Origin of the sequence: Streptomyces sp. NBC_01176 (assembly GCF_045039825.1) — a bacterium.
Classification (GTDB): Bacteria; Actinomycetota; Actinomycetes; order Streptomycetales; family Streptomycetaceae; genus Streptomyces.
Map to the genome: position 1 here is coordinate 5889656 of NZ_CP108600.1, position 16292 is coordinate 5905947.

General features: G+C 73.1%; 11 protein-coding genes. 3 read left to right on the forward strand and 8 right to left on the reverse strand.

Annotated elements, in window-relative coordinates:
* Nucleotides 1–79: 79 nt before the first annotated feature.
* The gene (locus OG199_RS25410) at nt 80–1033 is read left to right on the forward strand and encodes an oxidoreductase (RefSeq protein ID WP_405831403.1); all 954 of its coding nucleotides are present in this window, start codon (nt 80–82) and stop codon (nt 1031–1033) included.
* A gap of 98 nt (nt 1034–1131) precedes the next feature.
* Here OG199_RS25410 and galE read toward each other — a convergent pair whose 3' ends face one another.
* The 3 genes from galE to OG199_RS25425 form a co-directional block, all read right to left on the reverse strand.
* Nucleotides 1132–2121 carry a UDP-glucose 4-epimerase GalE gene (gene galE / locus OG199_RS25415; RefSeq protein WP_405831405.1) on the reverse strand — a complete coding sequence of 330 codons (990 nt, stop codon included), beginning with the start codon at nt 2119–2121 and terminating at the stop codon, nt 1132–1134.
* A 184-nt stretch (nt 2122–2305) separates the two neighbouring features.
* Nucleotides 2306–3913: a glycosyltransferase family 2 protein gene (locus tag OG199_RS25420; RefSeq protein WP_356804827.1), complete on the reverse strand. Its 1608-nt coding sequence runs from the start codon at nt 3911–3913 to the stop codon at nt 2306–2308.
* Between the two features lie 54 nt (nt 3914–3967).
* Nucleotides 3968–5236: a glycosyltransferase family 87 protein gene (locus OG199_RS25425; RefSeq protein WP_356804826.1), complete on the reverse strand. Its 1269-nt coding sequence runs from the start codon at nt 5234–5236 to the stop codon at nt 3968–3970.
* A gap of 108 nt (nt 5237–5344) precedes the next feature.
* Here OG199_RS25425 and OG199_RS25430 point away from each other — a divergent pair, with 108 nt between their 5' ends.
* The gene (locus OG199_RS25430; protein WP_405831407.1) at nt 5345–6949 is read left to right on the forward strand and encodes a hypothetical protein; all 1605 of its coding nucleotides are present in this window, start codon (nt 5345–5347) and stop codon (nt 6947–6949) included.
* Here OG199_RS25430 and OG199_RS25435 read toward each other — a convergent pair.
* Nucleotides 6935–7444: a MarR family winged helix-turn-helix transcriptional regulator gene (locus OG199_RS25435; RefSeq protein ID WP_401804340.1), complete on the reverse strand. Its 510-nt coding sequence runs from the start codon at nt 7442–7444 to the stop codon at nt 6935–6937. The two genes, OG199_RS25430 and OG199_RS25435, sit on opposite strands and share 15 nt — an antisense overlap.
* A 125-nt stretch (nt 7445–7569) precedes the next feature.
* Here OG199_RS25435 and OG199_RS25440 point away from each other — a divergent pair, with 125 nt between their 5' ends.
* Entirely contained in the window at nt 7570–7983 is a 414-nt protein-coding gene (locus OG199_RS25440; RefSeq protein WP_266699500.1) for an organic hydroperoxide resistance protein, read from the forward strand.
* A 134-nt stretch (nt 7984–8117) separates the two neighbouring features.
* On the opposite strand, the gene OG199_RS25445 is transcribed toward OG199_RS25440, so the two are convergent.
* From OG199_RS25445 to OG199_RS25460, 4 genes are all read right to left on the reverse strand, one after another.
* Nucleotides 8118–9443, reverse strand: coding sequence for a hypothetical protein (locus OG199_RS25445; RefSeq protein ID WP_356804821.1), 1326 nt, complete (start codon nt 9441–9443; stop codon nt 8118–8120).
* Nucleotides 9440–11665, reverse strand: coding sequence for a CDP-glycerol glycerophosphotransferase family protein (locus OG199_RS25450; protein ID WP_356804820.1), 2226 nt, complete (start codon nt 11663–11665; stop codon nt 9440–9442). The genes OG199_RS25445 and OG199_RS25450 overlap by 4 nt, the downstream gene beginning before the upstream one ends.
* Nucleotide 11666: 1 nt before the next feature.
* Nucleotides 11667–13856, reverse strand: coding sequence for a CDP-glycerol glycerophosphotransferase family protein (locus OG199_RS25455; RefSeq protein WP_405831410.1), 2190 nt, complete (start codon nt 13854–13856; stop codon nt 11667–11669).
* Between the two features lie 126 nt (nt 13857–13982).
* Nucleotides 13983–16250 carry a CDP-glycerol glycerophosphotransferase family protein gene (locus OG199_RS25460; RefSeq protein WP_405831411.1) on the reverse strand — a complete coding sequence of 756 codons (2268 nt, stop codon included), beginning with the start codon at nt 16248–16250 and terminating at the stop codon, nt 13983–13985.
* Nucleotides 16251–16292: the final 42 nt, after the last annotated feature.

A 16292-nucleotide genomic window follows, 5' to 3' on the forward strand; every position in this document is an offset into this window, starting at 1 on the left:
TGTGACCGGCGACTACATTGTTGGCATCGCCACCATTGTTGTCGTTGACATCATTGTTGGCGACGCCTACATTGAGGCCATGGCTACCAAGGACTCGGCTGTCGAGCAGAGCAAGAAGAAGTGGAGCGCGGGCGACGTCGGTGACCAGACCGGCCGCACCGCCGTCGTCACCGGCGCCAACAGCGGGCTCGGCGTCGCCACCGTCGACGCCCTCGCGCGGGCCGGCGCCCATGTCGTCCTCGCCGTGCGGGACCCGCAGCGCGGTGAGGCCGCCGCCCGGACCGTCCACGGCAGCGTCGAGGTGCGCCGGCTGGACCTGGCGGACCTCGCCTCCGTCCGTGAGTTCGCCGCGTCATGGCGGGGCGAACTCGACCTGCTGATCAACAACGCGGGCGTCATGAACATCCCCGAGGCCAGCACCAGGGACGGCTTCGAGATGCAGTTCGGGACGAACCACCTGGGGCACTTCGCCCTGACCAACCTGCTGCTGCCGCACATCACCGACCGCGTGGTCACCGTGTCCTCGGGGGCCCACCGGATTCCCGGCAGCACCCACATGCACTTCGACAACCTGAACCTGACGGGCGAGTACACGCCCATCACCGCCTACGGCCAGTCCAAGCTGGCCAACCTGCTGTTCACCCTGGAGCTGCAGAGCCGGCTCGCGGCGGCGGGGTCGCCCGTACGCGCGCTGGCCGCGCACCCCGGCTGGGCCGCCACCGGTCTCCAGGGCCACGACGCCAGCGTGGTGCGCCGCGCCCTGATGGCGGTGGGCAACAGGTTCGTCGCCCAGGACAACAGGGCCGGCGCGCTGCCCACGCTGTACGCGGCCACGCAGGACCTGCCGGGCGCGAGCTATGTCGGACCGGACGGGTTCGGCGAGATGCGCGGCGGACCGACCCTCGTCGGCCGTTCGGCCGCGGCCAGCGACCCGGTCTCCGCCGTCCGTCTGTGGCGGGCCTCCGAGGAGCTGACCGGCGTCACCTTCCCCCGGTTGGGCGAGGCCGCGCGGACGGTCGTGGCAGGGAGCTGAGGGCCGGGTCGCCCCTTTCCGTCGGGCGGGCTGCGCCCAGGTCCGTCGGGTGTCCGGGCCGGGTCGGCCGGGGCCTGACGGGAAGGAGGTGTCAGGGGTCAGGCGCGTGCGGCCTCCGGGTGCAGCCGCAGCCACCCCGCCCAGGCCGAAGTGATCATGTCCTGGACGTCGTACCGCGCCTTCCACCCCAGCTCCCCGCGGATGCGGTCGGCCGAGGCGACGACCCTGGCCGGGTCGCCAGGGCGGCGCGGCGCGGTCACCGGCGGGCGGTCGTAGCCGGTGGCCGCGTTGATCAGGTCGATCATCTCGCGGACCGAAACACCCTCGCCGCGCCCGATGTTGAGGGTCAGGTCCCGGCCGGGTGAGGCGTCCAGCGCGCGGGCCGCGGCCACATGGGCCTCCGCGAGGTCGACCACGTGGATGTAGTCACGGACGCACGTTCCGTCCGGCGTCGGGTAGTCGTCCCCGAAGACGCGCGGCGGCGCGTTCTGCGTGAGCTTCTCGAAGACCATGGGGACGAGGTTGAAGACGCCGACGTCGGCGAGTTCGGGGGTGGCCGCGCCCGCCACGTTGAAGTAGCGCAGGGAGGCGGTGGACAGACCCGTCGCCCGGCCCGTCGCGCGGACCAGCCACTCGCCCGCCAGCTTCGTCTCGCCGTACGGGCTCATCGGCACGCACGGGGTCTCCTCCGTCACCAGGTCCCCGGCGGCGGTCGACGGCATCCCGTACACCGCGGCCGAGGACGAGAACACGAAGGAGCGGGCGGAGGCCGCCGTCACCGCCTCCAGCAGGACCCGCAGCCCCTCGACGTTCTCCCGGTAGTAGTGCAGCGGCAGGTCCACGGACTCGCCGACCTGCTTCTTCGCCGCCAGATGGACCACGCCGGTGACGGCGTGCTCCGTGAGCGTCCGGGCCAGCAGCCCCGCGTCCAGGGTCGAGCCGACCACCAGCGGTACGCCCGCGGGCACCCGTTCCGCGATGCCCGTGGACAAGTCGTCGTAGACCACGGCCTGTTCGCCCGCATCCCGCATCGCGCGCACGACGTGCGCCCCGATGTAACCGGCGCCGCCGGTGATCAGCCAGGTCATGGACGGTCGTCCTCTCGTCGGTGGACCGGTGATGGTGCCGGTGCTGGTGTCGCAGGTTCCGCTGGTCCCGCAGGTTCTGCTGGTCCCGCAGGTCCCGTGGTGCCGCCGGGAGCGGCCGCGGGCGTGCCGGTGTCGCCGGTCGTGGATCGGCGGGGTGGCCGTGGACCGGTGACATGGTCGCCCTTCAGTGAAGCAGGCGGTCGAGGCGACGGCGTACCACTTCGGTCATTCCTCGCCATCCGGGCGCCAGCCGCAGTGCCAGCGCCCCCGCGTGGGTGCGGTAAGGCTGCACCAGGAGCACGCCGTACCGGGTGTCGGGGACCGCGCGGCGGCGCAGCAGGCCGGGGCCGCCGACCGCGTGGGCGCTGACGTCCCGGTGCGTGCCGTCGCGGAAGTGGAGCCGCAGCCGCAGGTCCCAGGTGCCGTGGCCCAGCGCCGACAGGTCCACCGGCGTTTCGGCCGACCAGCTGCCCCGGTCCGGGTCCCGGTCCGGGTCCGGCGCGAGGGCGACCCTCAGGCTCGGGGCCGTCCGCCCCTCCTCCCGGTGCGAGAACGTGACGTCCGCCGCGGCCGGGCCGGCCTGCGCGATCCGCCCGTAGAGGTCGTGCAGGCGCAGTCGCAGCAGGGCCGCACGCGCGCGTGGCCGCAGTTCGGCGTCGACGGCGGCCGGCAGCACGCGCGCCGGCCGCAGCAGGAGGTGGTCCAGCGTCACCTGGGGGAGGTCGTCGGACCAGACCGGTGTGCCGTCGGCGGCGCGCGCGTACGGCGGGCGCAGTCGTGCGGGGCGGGCGGCGAGCTCCTTGAGCCGGGGGAGGTCACGGGGGCCGGGGGAGGCCAGGACGACCCGGGCGATCAGGCGGCCTGGGGCGGTCGGGTCGACGGTGAGGTCGGCCGCGTCGAACGACCCCAGATGGGCGCGTGTGAGGTCCCACCACGCACGCCGGTACGCGGGGGTGCGCAGCTCCAGCTCGCGGGCGTAGAGGCGCAGTTCGTGGTCGAGGAACCTGGCGTGCGAGGCGCGTGCGAGGCGTTTCTCGCCGGCGTCGAGGAGGATCGCGTGGGCGGCCCGGCCGGCCTCGGTCCTGGCCCGCCAGTTGTCGATGTCGGCGCGGTCGAGCGAGATCGACAGCCGCTCGGCGGTGCGCCGTACGTGCCAGACGTACACGGTGTCGGGGATCAGCGCGATGCGCGGCCCGGCGGCCAGCACACGCGCGGTGAACACGAAGTCCTCGTAGGGGTGGCGGCCTTCGGGGAAGCGGACGCCGTGCTCACGCAGGAAGTCGGTCCGGTACAGCTTGTTGACGCAGAGCGTGTCGTGGACGAGGCGCGGCCGCCGGGAAGGGTGGGGGAGCACGGCCGGTTCGGCGTAGAGCGCGCCCTGCCACGGGGTCTCGCGCCCGGAGGGCAGCTCGCGGCGTACGCACAGGCCGGCCGCGACCTCGGCGCGCCGCTCGAGCGCCGCGCCGAGCAGCGCGTCGACCGCGCCCGGCGGCAGCACGTCGTCGCTGTCCAGGAACATCAGGTACGGGGCGGTCGTCGCGTCGATGCCGTCGTTGCGGGGGCTGCCGCAGCCGCCGCTGTTCTCCCGGCGGTGGACGACCCGCAGGCGCGGCTCGCCGGCGGCGAGGCGGTCGAGCAGACCGGCGCTCCCGTCGGTCGACCGGTCGTCGACCGCGAGCACCTCCCGGACGGCCGGGCCCTGCGCGAGTGCCGAGCGCACCGCGTCCGTCACGTGGGCGGCGTCGTTGTACCCGATGACGACGACACAGACCTGCGCGTGCTGAGGCTTCATGGATTCACTGGCCGAAATCGTAGGTGATGGCAGATATGTTCCGTTAAGAGGTGTTCAGTGCCCGGTGGGGGAGACGGCGGGAGCCGGCTGCGGGTCCCCGACGGCCGCGGCGGGCTCGGGCCGTTGCGCCGCGGGGAGGCCGGAACGCCACAGCCGGGTGAAGGACAGCGCGGCGGCCGTCGCCAGCAGACCGTTGCGTACGAGCATCAGCAGGCAGCCCGTCCAGGTGCTCCGGGTGACCTCCTCGTACAGAGCGGGGTAGACCACGGAGCTGACCGCGGTCGCCGCCACGATCAGCGCGGCGACCGGGCGCTGGGTGGTGTGACGCGAGGTCAGGCAGACGGCGGACAGGCCGAGCAGCCACACCATGTACTGGGGGCTGATCACCCGGCTGGTCACGGTGAACAGCAGCACGGCGGCGAGCGCCGCGTCGTTCGGGGTGGCGAGCGTCCAGCGGCGCGCGCGCACCCGCCACAGCAGCAGGAGCCCGAAGCAGACGGCCGTGAGCGCGAGCGAGGCCGCCGCGACCGTGGGGACGTGCGGGCCCACGAACTCCATCGCGCCGTACTGGTAGCGCACGCTGCCCTGCCAGCCCGCGTGGCGCGCGAAACCGAGGACCGTGCCGCCGAGCGACTCGATCTGCACGCCCCGGCCGCCCTGTTGGCGCAGGAAGTCGAAGGGGTCGCTGAAGGCCGCCGTCAGAACGGCGAGCAGGACGGCCGCCGCGACGGCCGCCGACGTCCAGGCCTCCCGGGTCGTACGGCCGCGCGGTGTGCCCAGCAGGGCCAGTGCGGGCCAGACCTTCACCAGGGCGCCGCAGGCGGCGAACACGCCGCCCGCGCGCGGGGAGCGCGGCAGGGCCAGCAGGGAGATCACCGCGAACGCCGTGACCTGTACGTCGTAACGGGCGAGCGGCACGTGCAGCAGCAGCGGCAGGCCCAGCGTCCACAGCGTCGCGCCCCGCAGGCTGCGACCCGCCCGGGAACCCGCGCGCACGAGTGCCACGGCGATCACGGCGTCCGCGAGGAGTGTGAGGGCGACGAAGGCCTGCGGGTAGGTCAGGCCCGGCAGCAGCGCGGGCGAGAGCAGGACCGCGCCCGCGCCCGGCGGGTACTGCCACAGCCGGTCGCCCGCCGGACAGGCGCCGTGCGACAGGACGCCGTACCAGCGGAAGTACAGATGGCTCACCTCCCGCGAGACCCCGCCGCCGCCGAGCACGGCGAGGTCGTCGTGCGCGAGCAGCCACAGCATCAGGGCGCGGGTGACGGCCCAGGCGGCGGCGAGGGAGAACAGGCGGTGTCGGGGGCTCAGGTAAACGCTCATCAATGCCGGATCGTAAGCTTCCTGAATGCCTCAGGGGCGGCGATACGCCGTCAGGACCCTTTAAAGGTTGGCTAATAGTATTAAATCGGTCTCAGGGTGAGGGTGTTGATGAAGCGGTCCGGAGCCGGCCGTCCGGTGGTCGTCGCGGAGGTCGTGGCGGTCCTGCTGCCCGTGCTCGTCATGCTCGCGCTCGGGCTCTGGGGGCTCGACCGCGGCGGCATGTGGCGCGACGAGGCGGCCACCTTCCAGGTCGCGCGACGCTCGGTTCCGCAGATCTGGCATCTGCTGCACCACGTGGACGCGGTGCACGGCCTGTACTACCTCTTCATGCACGCCGTCCTCGCCTCCGACCCCGGTGAGGTCGCGCTCCGGCTCCCCTCGGTCTGCGGCGCCGCCGCCGCCGCGGGCCTCGTCGCCGCCCTCGGTGTCTGTCTGTGCCGCCCACGGGTCGGCCTGTGGGCGGGACTGCTGTACGCCGTCACCCCGATGGCCGGGCACTTCGCGCAGGAGGGCCGGTCGTACGCGCTGGTCGCGGCGGGTGCGGCGGGGGCGACGCTGCTCCTGGTCAGGGGTGTGCGGTCGGCGGGGACGGGGGTGTGGTGGGGGTACGGCGCGACGGTCGCCGTCACCTGTCTGCTGCACGAGTTCGCGGTGCTCCTGCTGCTCGCGCACGCCACGACCCTGGCCTCGGCCCGGCTGCCGCGCCGGGTCTGGCGGCGCTGGGGGCGCGCGGCGGGAGGGGTGGTGCTGGTGCTGTCGCCGCTGGTCCTGGTCTCGCACGGGCAGTCCGGGCAGGTCGCCTGGCTGACGGCGCCGGACTGGGAGAGCGTGGACCGGCTGCTGCGGGAGTTCACCGGGCCGACCCAACCGGTCTTCGTGCCCTACCTGTTCCTTGTCGTCCTCGGGGTGCTGAGGTCGGTGCCGCGCGGGGAGGTGACCCTCGCGGCGGTCGCCGCGCCACTGATGGTGCTTCCGCCCGCGGTGCTGATCACGGTCTCCCGCTTCTGGCCGCTGTACGACGAGCGGTACGTCCTCTACGCCTTGGCGGGGGCGCCGCTGCTGGCCGCCGCCGGGACGGACCGGCTGGCCCGGGCGGTGGCACGGCCGTGGGAGCGGTGGACGGGGGCGCGGTCGCCGTGGACGGCGCGGACGAGGACGCGGCTGCCGGTGGCCGCGCTCGCCGGAGTCCTCGCGGTCGCGCTCGCGCTCACCGTCCAGTTCCCGCTGCTGTGCCAGGACCGCGCCCCCGGCCGGCGCCCCGACAACCTCGCCGCCGTCTCCGCCGCCGCCGGGCGCGAACTGCGCCCCGGTGACCCGGTGTTGTTCCTGCCCTCGCTCGCGCGGCGGTCCGCGCTGGCCTATCCGAAGGGTTTCCGCGGGGCGCGGGACGTCGCGCTCCGGGCCTCCGCGACGGCCTCCGGGACGTTGTACGGCGAGGAGGAGGGCCCTGCCGAACTGCGTCGCCGGCTCGCCGGACTCGACCACGTGTGGCTGGTCGCCGCGCCGTTCGCGCTGCGGCCGGGCTGGCATCCGCACACCCCGACCGAGCGGGTCAAACTCGCCGTGATCGGCGCGGAGTTCACCCTGCGCGAGCAATACGCGCGCCGGGGCATCACCCTGCGCCTGTATGTGCGCCAGCCGTCGGCGGGCGACCCGCGGGCCGCCCTCCGGCCGGTCTGGCGCAGGTCTGGCGCGGGTCTAGTTCCGGCCTGACGCGGGGTCCGGCGCTTCCTTCCGGGCCGCGTCGTCCAGCGCGGCCGTCAGCCGGTCCAGGCGGGACTGCAGGTCGAGGATCTCGCCGAGTTCGAAACCCGTCGCGGCGGCGATCCGGCGCGGCACCTGCAGGGCGCGCTCGCGCAGGGCGGTGCCCTCGTCGGTGAGGTGGACGTGCACGGAGCGCTCGTCGAGGGCGCTGCGCTCACGCCGCACCAGACCGGCCGCCTCCAGCCGCTTGAGGAGCGGCGACAGGGTCCCGGAGTCGAGCCGCAGGTGTTCGCCGACCTTCTTCACGGGCAGCTCGCCGTGCTCCCACAGCACCAGCATCACGAGGTACTGCGGGTAGGTCAGCCCGAGGTCCTTGAGGATCACCCGGTAGACGCCGCCGAAGGCGCGCGACGCCGCGTTCAGGGAGAAGCAGATCTGCTGGTCGAGACGGAGGTAGTCCCCGTCGGACGGGGCCTGGGGGCGCGGGGTCGGCATGGCGGTCATGCCCACAGGATAGCGTCTCGTCCATCACTAAGTTGTGTGCAATTGAATTGTGTGCTCTAATCAACTCCGTGAGGCGGCCGGACCGGCCGCTCCGACAGGACATTCACCTGAGAGGGATGGTCTTCATGGACGCGCTCTACACCGCTGTCGCCACCGCCACCCACGGCCGTGACGGTCGTGCTGTCAGCTCCGACGGCAAGCTCGACCTCCAGCTGGCCGTGCCGGTGGAGATGGGCGGCAACGGGCAGGGCACCAACCCCGAGCAGCTGTTCGCCGCCGGTTACGCCGCCTGTTTCGCCAGCGCCCTCGGCCTCGTCGGCCGCGCGGCGAAGGTCGACGTCAGCGAGGCCGCGGTGACCGGCGAGGTCGGCATCGGCAAGCAGGGCGAGGGCTTCGGTCTCGCCGTCACGCTGCGCGTCGAGCTCCCCGACTCCGTGGACCAGGCCACCGGCCGCAAGCTGGTCGAGCAGGCCCACCAGGTCTGCCCCTACTCCAACGCGACCCGCGGAAACATCCCGGTCGAGCTCGTCGTCGAGTAGTACCGCGCCGTGCGACCCCACCCCGTGCCCCCCGCGCCTGCGGGGGGCACGGGGTGTTCCGTGCGCACCCGCCCCTCGTCGCCCCGCGGTGTCCGGGCGGGTCCGCACACCCCGCGCACACCCCGCCCTTCACCTCACCGGGTGACTCCGGTGTCCGATCGCAGCGGTCCCGGCACCGTGTCCAGACCGCGCACCCGTGGCCGTACGGCCTGTTCCAGCAGCAGCGGGAGCCCCACCACCGGCAGCACCCACACCAGCACGATCAGCCGGTCCCCGTAGATGGTGATGTCGGGATGCCCGGCCTGGTTGAGGACGCCGGTGAGCGCGCCCGCGAGCAGGAGGACGGCGAACGCCGGACGCCGCCGCCCCACTCCCCAGGCCCCGGCCGCCAGGGCGGGGAGGACGGACGGCTCCCACAGCTCGCGGCGCAGCCACTCCACCCAGAAGTCGGCTTCGAGATGCAGGAACTCCGGCCACGGGCGGGTGCGGTCCGGGACCGCGAAGTGTCCGGTGAGCAGGTCCTGGAGGCTCTCCGCCTCGGACGGGTAGCGCAGCGCCCGCGCCGCGAGGACCGTCACGACGACCGCCCCGGCCGCCACCGCGCCGATGCCCCTGAGCGGCGGCGTGAGCCCGCGCAGCGGCCGGCGAAGCCCCCCGCGCCGCACACCGATCACCGCGCACGCGCCCGTCAGACACAGCCCGAGGAACAACGCCTGCGAGTGCTTCACCGTGAAGAGCGCCGCCAGCGACCCCCCGACCAGCAGGGTCCCGGCCCGCGCACGGCCCTCCAGCGCCAGCGCGCAGCCCCACAGCGCGGCCAGCGTCAGGTCCAGCAGCAGGCCCTCGGTCATCGGCCGCATGGCGGTCGTGCCGCACGGCAGGACGTAGAAGAGCGCCTGCCCGGTCAGGGCCGCGACGGTGGGGGCGCGCAGGGTGCGCAGCAGGAGGAAGGCGAGCACGCCCCCGGCGACGGTGACGAGGACACTCGACACCCACACGCCCCACGTCACCCCGAGGACCGTGACGAACGGGGCCAGCAGCGCCGGATACCCGGGCCGCGCCTCGAAGATCCGCATGAAGCGCGCCGACATGAACGGCACGGTGTGTCCCGAGGTCTGCCCGGCCCGCAGCCGCTTCGACACCCCCTCCCATTGCTCCCGCCGGCACTCCTCGAAGACCCGCCGGGTGGGGCTCGGCGCGTGGAAGCGCAGCACGTCGACGCTCTGGTCACGGCGTGCGAGAGAGGCCCTGCCGGTACAGACGTAGTCGATGGTGAGCGAGGCCGCCTCGTGCTTGCCCGCGCCGCCCAGGCTCAGCGCGTACGAGAGGTAGTTCTTGCTGTCCGGGGTGTCCCGGCCGGTCACGTTCGCGAGTTGCAGGACGGCGAAGACGGCGGCCAGGACGATCACCCAGAACCGCGCGGGCCTGGAGAACGGCAGAACGTCCACCGGGGCGCTCACGACGAGGTGAGGACGTCGTGCTCCGCCTGCGCGGGCACCTGGACGGAGCGCGCCGGTCCCTCGACGTGCTCACCGAGCATCAGCGTCCGCACCACCCGCTCGGCGGCCCGCCCGTCGTCGAACGCGCAGAACCGCGCCCGGAACCCGGCGCGCAGCCGCGCCGACTCCGCGTCCCGCCAGGCCCCGGACGCGAACAACCGCGCGAGCTCCTGGTAGGAGCGGGTCACATGACCCGGTGCGTCGGCCGTGATGTCGAAGTACGCGCCCCGGCTCGCCGCGTACGCGCCCCAGTCGTCGGCGTGCACCACGATCGGCCGGTCCAGGTTGGCGTAGTCGAACAGAAGGGCCGAGTAGTCCGTGACCAGCACGTCGGAGGCGAGCATCAGCTCCTCGACGTGCGGCTCGTCCGTCGCGTCGACCACGACCCCGCGCCGGTGCAGCTCGGACAGACCCGCCCCGCGCGCCGGACCGTCCGCCAGCGAGGGATGCAGACGTACGACGAGGGTGTGGCCCTCGCCGAGGTCGGCGGCGAACCGGGCGAGATCGACACGCTCGAGGTGGCCGCCCCTGACGTAGTCGCGGCGCGTCGGCGCGTACAGCACCACCCGGTGGCCGGCCGGGATGCCCAGACGCGCCCGGACCGGCAGTCCGTCCTCGGGCCGCGCCCGCACGAGGAGGTCGTTGCGGGGGCTGCCGGTGCGCAGCGAGGTGAAGTGGCAGGGGTAGGCGCGGTCCCAGACCAGCTCGGAGTGGCGGTTGGCGACCAGGCTGTAGTCCCACCGGTCCGCGCGGCGCAGCATCTGCGGCACGTCGAAGCCGTACCGGGCACCGGGCTTGCCCAGCAGGTCCGCGCCCATGTACTTCAGCGGTGTCCCCTGGTGGGTGTGGATGTGGACGCTGCCCTCGCGCTTGACCAGGGAGCCGGGCCAGTTGACGTTGTTGACGAAGTACGTCGCCCGCGCGGTCACCCGCCGGTAGTCGAGCGAGTCCGGGGTGACGTGCTCGACACCCGGCGGCAGCAGCGCCACCTGGTCCGCTCGCACCACCCACACCCCCCGGATGTGCGGGGCGAGTTCACGGGCCGCGCGGTAGACGGCACCCGGGTCGCCGTGCACCCCGCGGTGCGAGAACGCCGAGTACACCGCCAGGCCGGGGTCCAGCGGCCGCAGTCCGTGCGCCGCGGACCAGCCGCGCTTGATCCGGGTGACCGCGGCCGAGCGCGCCCGCTGCCCGCGCCGGGCCAGCTCCCCGCCGGCGCGGGCCGCCTGCCGCCCGGCCCGGTAACGCGCGTAACCGCCCAGCAGGACGCGCAGTTCGGGCGGCACGGGGCCGCTGCGGTGCCGGCGGAAGAGCGCGGCCGTCCGCGCGAAGAACTCGCCCTTGTCGGAGGCGGGCAGCCGGTCCGGCTTGGCCAGGATGTCGAGACAGTGCTCGCCCATCTTGCGGTGCAGATACGGGCGCCAGCGCGCCAGCTCCGGGCGGGAGTCCACGAACGCGAAGACCCGCTCGTACTGGTCGTGGATGTCGAAGTGCTTGCGGCTGGTGGTGGACAGGATGTTGCCCTGGCGCCGCTGCCGGTAGTTCAGACAGATCCGGTCGAGCGTCGCGATCCGCTCGGCGCTGAGCATGACCGGGAAGGTCCAGGGCGTGTCCTCGTAGTAGCCGGGCGGGAAGGTGAAGCCCTCCCGCTCGACGAAGTCGCGGCGGTAGACCTTGTTCCACACCACCATCAGCAGTTCGAGGATCTCCGGGTGCTCGGCGGCCCGGAAGGTGCCGTCGCCCGCCTCGGACAGCAGATGGGCGAGGACGTTGCGGCGGGTCCCGCCCCACCAGTAGGTGCGCGCGTAGTCGAACACGAGCACATCGGGGCTTTCGGGGCCGTCGGTGCCGGCGATCTCGTCGAGGCGGTCGGCGATGGCGCGCAGGGCGCCCGGCGTGAGCGTGTCGTCGCTGTCCAGGAAGAAGAGGAACTCCCCGCCGGCGTAAGGGATTCCGGCGTTGCGGGCCCGGCCGAGGCCCACATTGCGCGGCAGGTGCAGCACCCGCACACGCGGGTCGCGGGCCGCGTACTCGTCGAGGATCGCGCCGCAGCCGTCCGGCGAGCAGTCGTCGACGGCGATGACCTCGAGATCCGTGTACGACTGCTCCAGGACCGAGTCGAGGCACTCGCGCAGAAACCCCTGCACCTTGAAGACGGGGACGATGATGCTGAAGCGGGGCACGTCAGCTCCTTACGAGGGTGGACGCGGCGGGAGCCGGAAGGCGTTCGGCGAGCGGGATCACCGGGGGGATCGCCTCGGGCGGCTGGCCCAGCAGCACTCTGCGGACGACCCGTTCGGCGGCCTGCCCGTCGTCGAACGCGCAGAACCGCTCCCGGAAGCCGGCCCGCAGGGCCCGCGAGGAGCCGTCCGCGTAGGAGCCGTCGCGGAACACCCGCGCGAGTTCCTCGGGGGTACGGGCCACCGGCCCCGGCGGCGCCTCGAGCAGGTCGAAATAGACGCCCCGCGTCTCCCGGTACACCTCCCAGTCGTCCGCGTACACGACGATCGGACGGTCGAGGTTGGCGTAGTCGAACATGATCGACGAGTAGTCCGTGATCAGCGCGTCGGCGGCCAGACAGACGTCCTCCGAGGAGCGGTGCCGGGTCACGTCGATGATCCGGCCGCTGCCCGCGCGACCGCCGTCGTCGTAGAAGTAGTGGGCGCGCAGCAGCACGACGAAGGAGTCGCCGATCTCCTCGCAGAACGCCTCCAGGTCCAGCCGGGACTCGAATCCCGTGCTGTAGTCCCGGTGCGTCGGCGCGTACAGGAGGGCGGTCCTGCCCTCGGGCACGCCCAGCTCCGCGCGTACCCGGGCCACGTCCTCGGCGGTCGCCGTGCAGTAGACGTCGTTGCGCGGATAGCCGTACTCCAGGGCCTCGTACGTGCCCGGGAACGCCCGCTCCCACATCTCCGTGGAGTGCCGGTTGGAGGAGAGGTTGTAGTCCCAGCGGTCCACCCGGGTCAGCAGCTTGGCGAAGCTGCCGGTCGCCGCGGCCACCACCGGGTACGTCGACTGGTCGACGCCCATCTTCTTCAGCGGGGTGCCGTGCTGGGTCTGCAGATGCACACTGCCGGGGCGCTTGACGACGCCGTCCGCGAAATTGGCGTTGTTGATCAGGTACTTGGCGCGCGCCAGCACCTCCCAGGAGCGGGCGCTGCCGATCACCGCGTGGTCCACGCCCGCGGGCAGCCCGTCCACCGCGTCCGCCTCGACCAGGAACACCCCCCGGATGTGCGGGGCGAGTTCACGGGCCTTGGCGTGGATCGCGGCCGGATTGCAGGCGTAGCCGCGCCCCCAGTAGGCGCAGTACACCGCGAGGTTCTCGTCCAGCGGGCGGCGCAGTTGCGCGGCGTACCGCGTGCGGGTGCGCAGCAGCCGGGGGCGCGGCACCCTTGCCCAGATCCTCGGCAGCCGCTGATTGGCGCCGCGCAGCGCACGGAACGCGCTGTACGCCCCGGCCGCCAGCAGCCGGTGCTGCACCCCGATCCGGCCCGTCGGGGGGCGGAACCCGGCCGGGCGGTGAAGTCGGTAGAGCCTGCCCGCACGGCGGAAGAAGGCCCGGCGCCGGCTCAGGGGAAGCCGCCGGGGATGGGCCGCCGACTTCAGCACCGCCGTGAAGAGGTCGGTGAACAGCGCCCTCCTCCGCTCCTCGGACAGCCCTTGTCCGGCGGCCCGCCCGAGCACCAGGTCGACCTGGTCGAGCAGGTGGAACTGGTGCTCGCCCGGCTCGTTCAGCCGGCTGCCCTGCCGGCGCAGCAGATGGCGTACGAGGACCGAGCGCAGCACCGCCATCCGCTCGGCGGCGACGTTCACCAGACCGCCCCAGCCCAGGTCCGTGAAGTGGCCCTGGGGAAAGGAGAGATGGCGCTCACGCAGGAAGTCCCGTCGGTAGGCCGCGCTCCAGGCCGGCAGCAGCACACCGGTCAGCCGCGGTGCCCGGTCGGGCGCGAAGACCCCCTCGGGTGTCCTCGGGAGCGGGGGCGTGCTGGTCTCGACGTCCCACCAGTGGACCCGCTCGTGCGCGAAGTACAGGACGTCGGTCTCCTCGCGGAGCACGCCGTCCAGGGCCCCCAGCGCGCCCGGCACCAGGACGTCGTCACCGTCCAGGAAGAGCAGATACGTGCCGGCCGCCGCCCCGATCCCGGTGTTGCGCGCCGCGCTCAGCCCGTCCGACGGCGGCGAGTGCACCGGGACGACCCGGGGGTCGCGCGCGGCGTACCCGGCGACCACCTCGCCCGTCGGGGAGTCCGGCGTGTCGCAGACCGTGATCAGCTCGAAGTCGCCGAAGGACTGGCCGAGGACCGAGTCCAGTGCGAGGGCCAGCCGCCCGGCGACTCCATGGGTGGGGACGATGATGCTGAAGCGGGGCATTCTGCTCTTTCTCTCACAGGGAGCTGAGGTCTAGGGGTGTCATCGCCCCGGCCGACCGGCGGGACGCCAGGTGGCGGGCCGGGACGGTGTGGGCCGGGAGGGGCTGGAGGGCATGCCTGCTCCGGTTCAGAGGGTCTCGGTGACGGGGACGGGGGAACCCGGCGCGGGCACCGTGGCGAGAGACGGCACGGGGTGGTCCTGGGCGGCCGACGGGACCGGGCGGCGCTCGGCCAGCGGGACGGCCCGCGGCAGCCCGCCGCTCTCGCCCAGCACGACATGGCGCACCACCCGCTCGGCGGCGAAGCCGTCCTCGTACGGGCAGAAGCGCTCGCGGAACGTGGCCCGCAGCTGGGCCGAGCGTGAGCCGCGCCAGTGTCCGCCCGCGAAGATGTCGATCAGTTCGTCCTCGTTCCGCGCGACCTCGCCCGGCGGGAAGGCGCGCACGTCGAAGTAGGTGCCGCGGCAGGCCTCGTACGCCTCCCAGTCGTCGGCGTGGATCACGATCGGCCGGTCGAGGACCGCGTAGTCGAACATCAGGGACGAGTAGTCGGTGACCAGCGCGTCCGAGGCGAGACAGAGGGACTCGACGCTCGGGTGGTCGGAGACGTCGATGATCCGGCCGCCGGCGACGGCGGTGAGCGGACCCGCGTACGCGTGGTGGGCGCGGGTCAGCACGACGAAACGCGGGCCGAGCGAGCGCAGGACGCGCTCCAGGTCGAGGGTGAGGCGCTGGGTGCGCCGGTAGTCGCGGTACGTCGGCGCGTAGAGGACCGCGACCGTGTCCGCGGGGATGCCCAGGGACTCGCGCAGCCGCGCGACGTCCGCCGAAGTCGCCCGGTGGAACACGTCGTTGCGCGGCAGACCGTACTCCAGCGTGGTGAAGGCGGCGGGGAAGACGCGTTCCCAGACCAGGGTGGAGTGGCGGTTGCCGGACAGGCAGTAGTCCCACTTGTCGGCGCTGCGCAGCAGCTCGGCGAAGTCCGTGCCGCGGGCGGCGGCCGGGCGGTCCTGCAGATCCAGGCCCATGTGCTTGAGCGGGGTCCCGTGCTGGGTCTGGATCATGACCTGGCCGCGCCGCTTGACCAGCCTGCGGTCGAAGTTGACGTTGTTGACCAGGTACTTGGAGCGGGCCAGCGCCGTCCAGTACCCGGCCGTGCCCGGCCGCAGCCGGCGCGTCGACCGGGGGACCGTGTGGTGGTGTTCGGGGTGCGCGATCCACGCGGTGCGGATGTGCGGCGCGAGATCGCGGAACGCGGACTCCAGGGCGCCGGGGTTGCAGCCGTGACCGCGCCCCCAGTAGCTGGAGAAGACGGCGCGGTCGGCGCGCAGCGGGAGGCGGAGCTGTACGCGGTAGTGGAACTGGAGCGCCGCGCCGCGGGCCCTGCGGAGCAGTTCCTTGGTGCGGCGCAGCGTCTTCTTGTGAACGCGCGAGGCCAGTGACAGCAGCCGGTACGTGCGGTGGTTGCCGAGCCGGACCAGGCCGTGCCGCACACGGGTGCGGAGGCGGACCGGCGCTCCCGGCGCGCGGTGGCGGCGGTAGTGGGCGCGGGCCGCGCGCAGGAACTCGGCGCGGGTGCCGCGCGGTAGCCGGCCCCGCTTGGTGAACACCGTCGAGAGGTGGTCGACCATGCGGCGGAACAGGACCGGGCGCCAGTGCTCCAGTTCCGGGTGCGCGTCGAGGTGCGCGAAGACCCGGTCGTACTGGGCGAAGATGTCGAAGTGCTTGCGGCTGCTGGTGCCGAGGATGTTGCCCTGGCGGCGCTGGCGGTAGTGGACACAGACCCGGTCGAGGGTGGCGATCGTCCCGGCCGAGGTCAGCACCGGGTACGTCCACGGCGTGTCCTCGTAGTACCCGGGCGGGAAGGTGAAGCCCGCGCGCTCGACGAACTCCCGCCGGTACGCCTTGTTCCACACCACCATCAGGACCTTGAGCAGCCCCGGCCGGTCGTCGAGCCGGAAGGGCGCCGGGCCCTCCTCGGTGAGCTGCGCCGCGAACTGGTTGCGGACCGCCTCGCCCGACCAGTAGGTGCGCGCGTAGTCGTAGACCAGGACGTCCGGTTCGCCGGTCTCCTTCAGCCGGCCGGCGATGGCGTGCAGGGCGTCCGGCGCGAGGGTGTCGTCGCCGTCCAGGAAGACCAGGTAGTCGCCGGTGGCCTGTTCGAGTCCGGCGTTGCGGGCGTGTCCCAGGCCCACGTTCCGCGGCAGGTGTACGGGACGGACCCGGGCGTCACGGTCGGCGAACTCGTCGATGATCGCGCCGCAGGCGTCGGGCGAACAGTCGTCGACGGCGATCAGTTCGAGGTCGGGACAGGACTGCTCCAGCACGGATTCGAGGCATTCGTGCAGGTACGCCTGAACCTTGTACGCGGGGACGATGACACTGAACCTGGGCAACGGACATCCATGGGTCGGCGCGGGCATACTGCCCGGCAACGG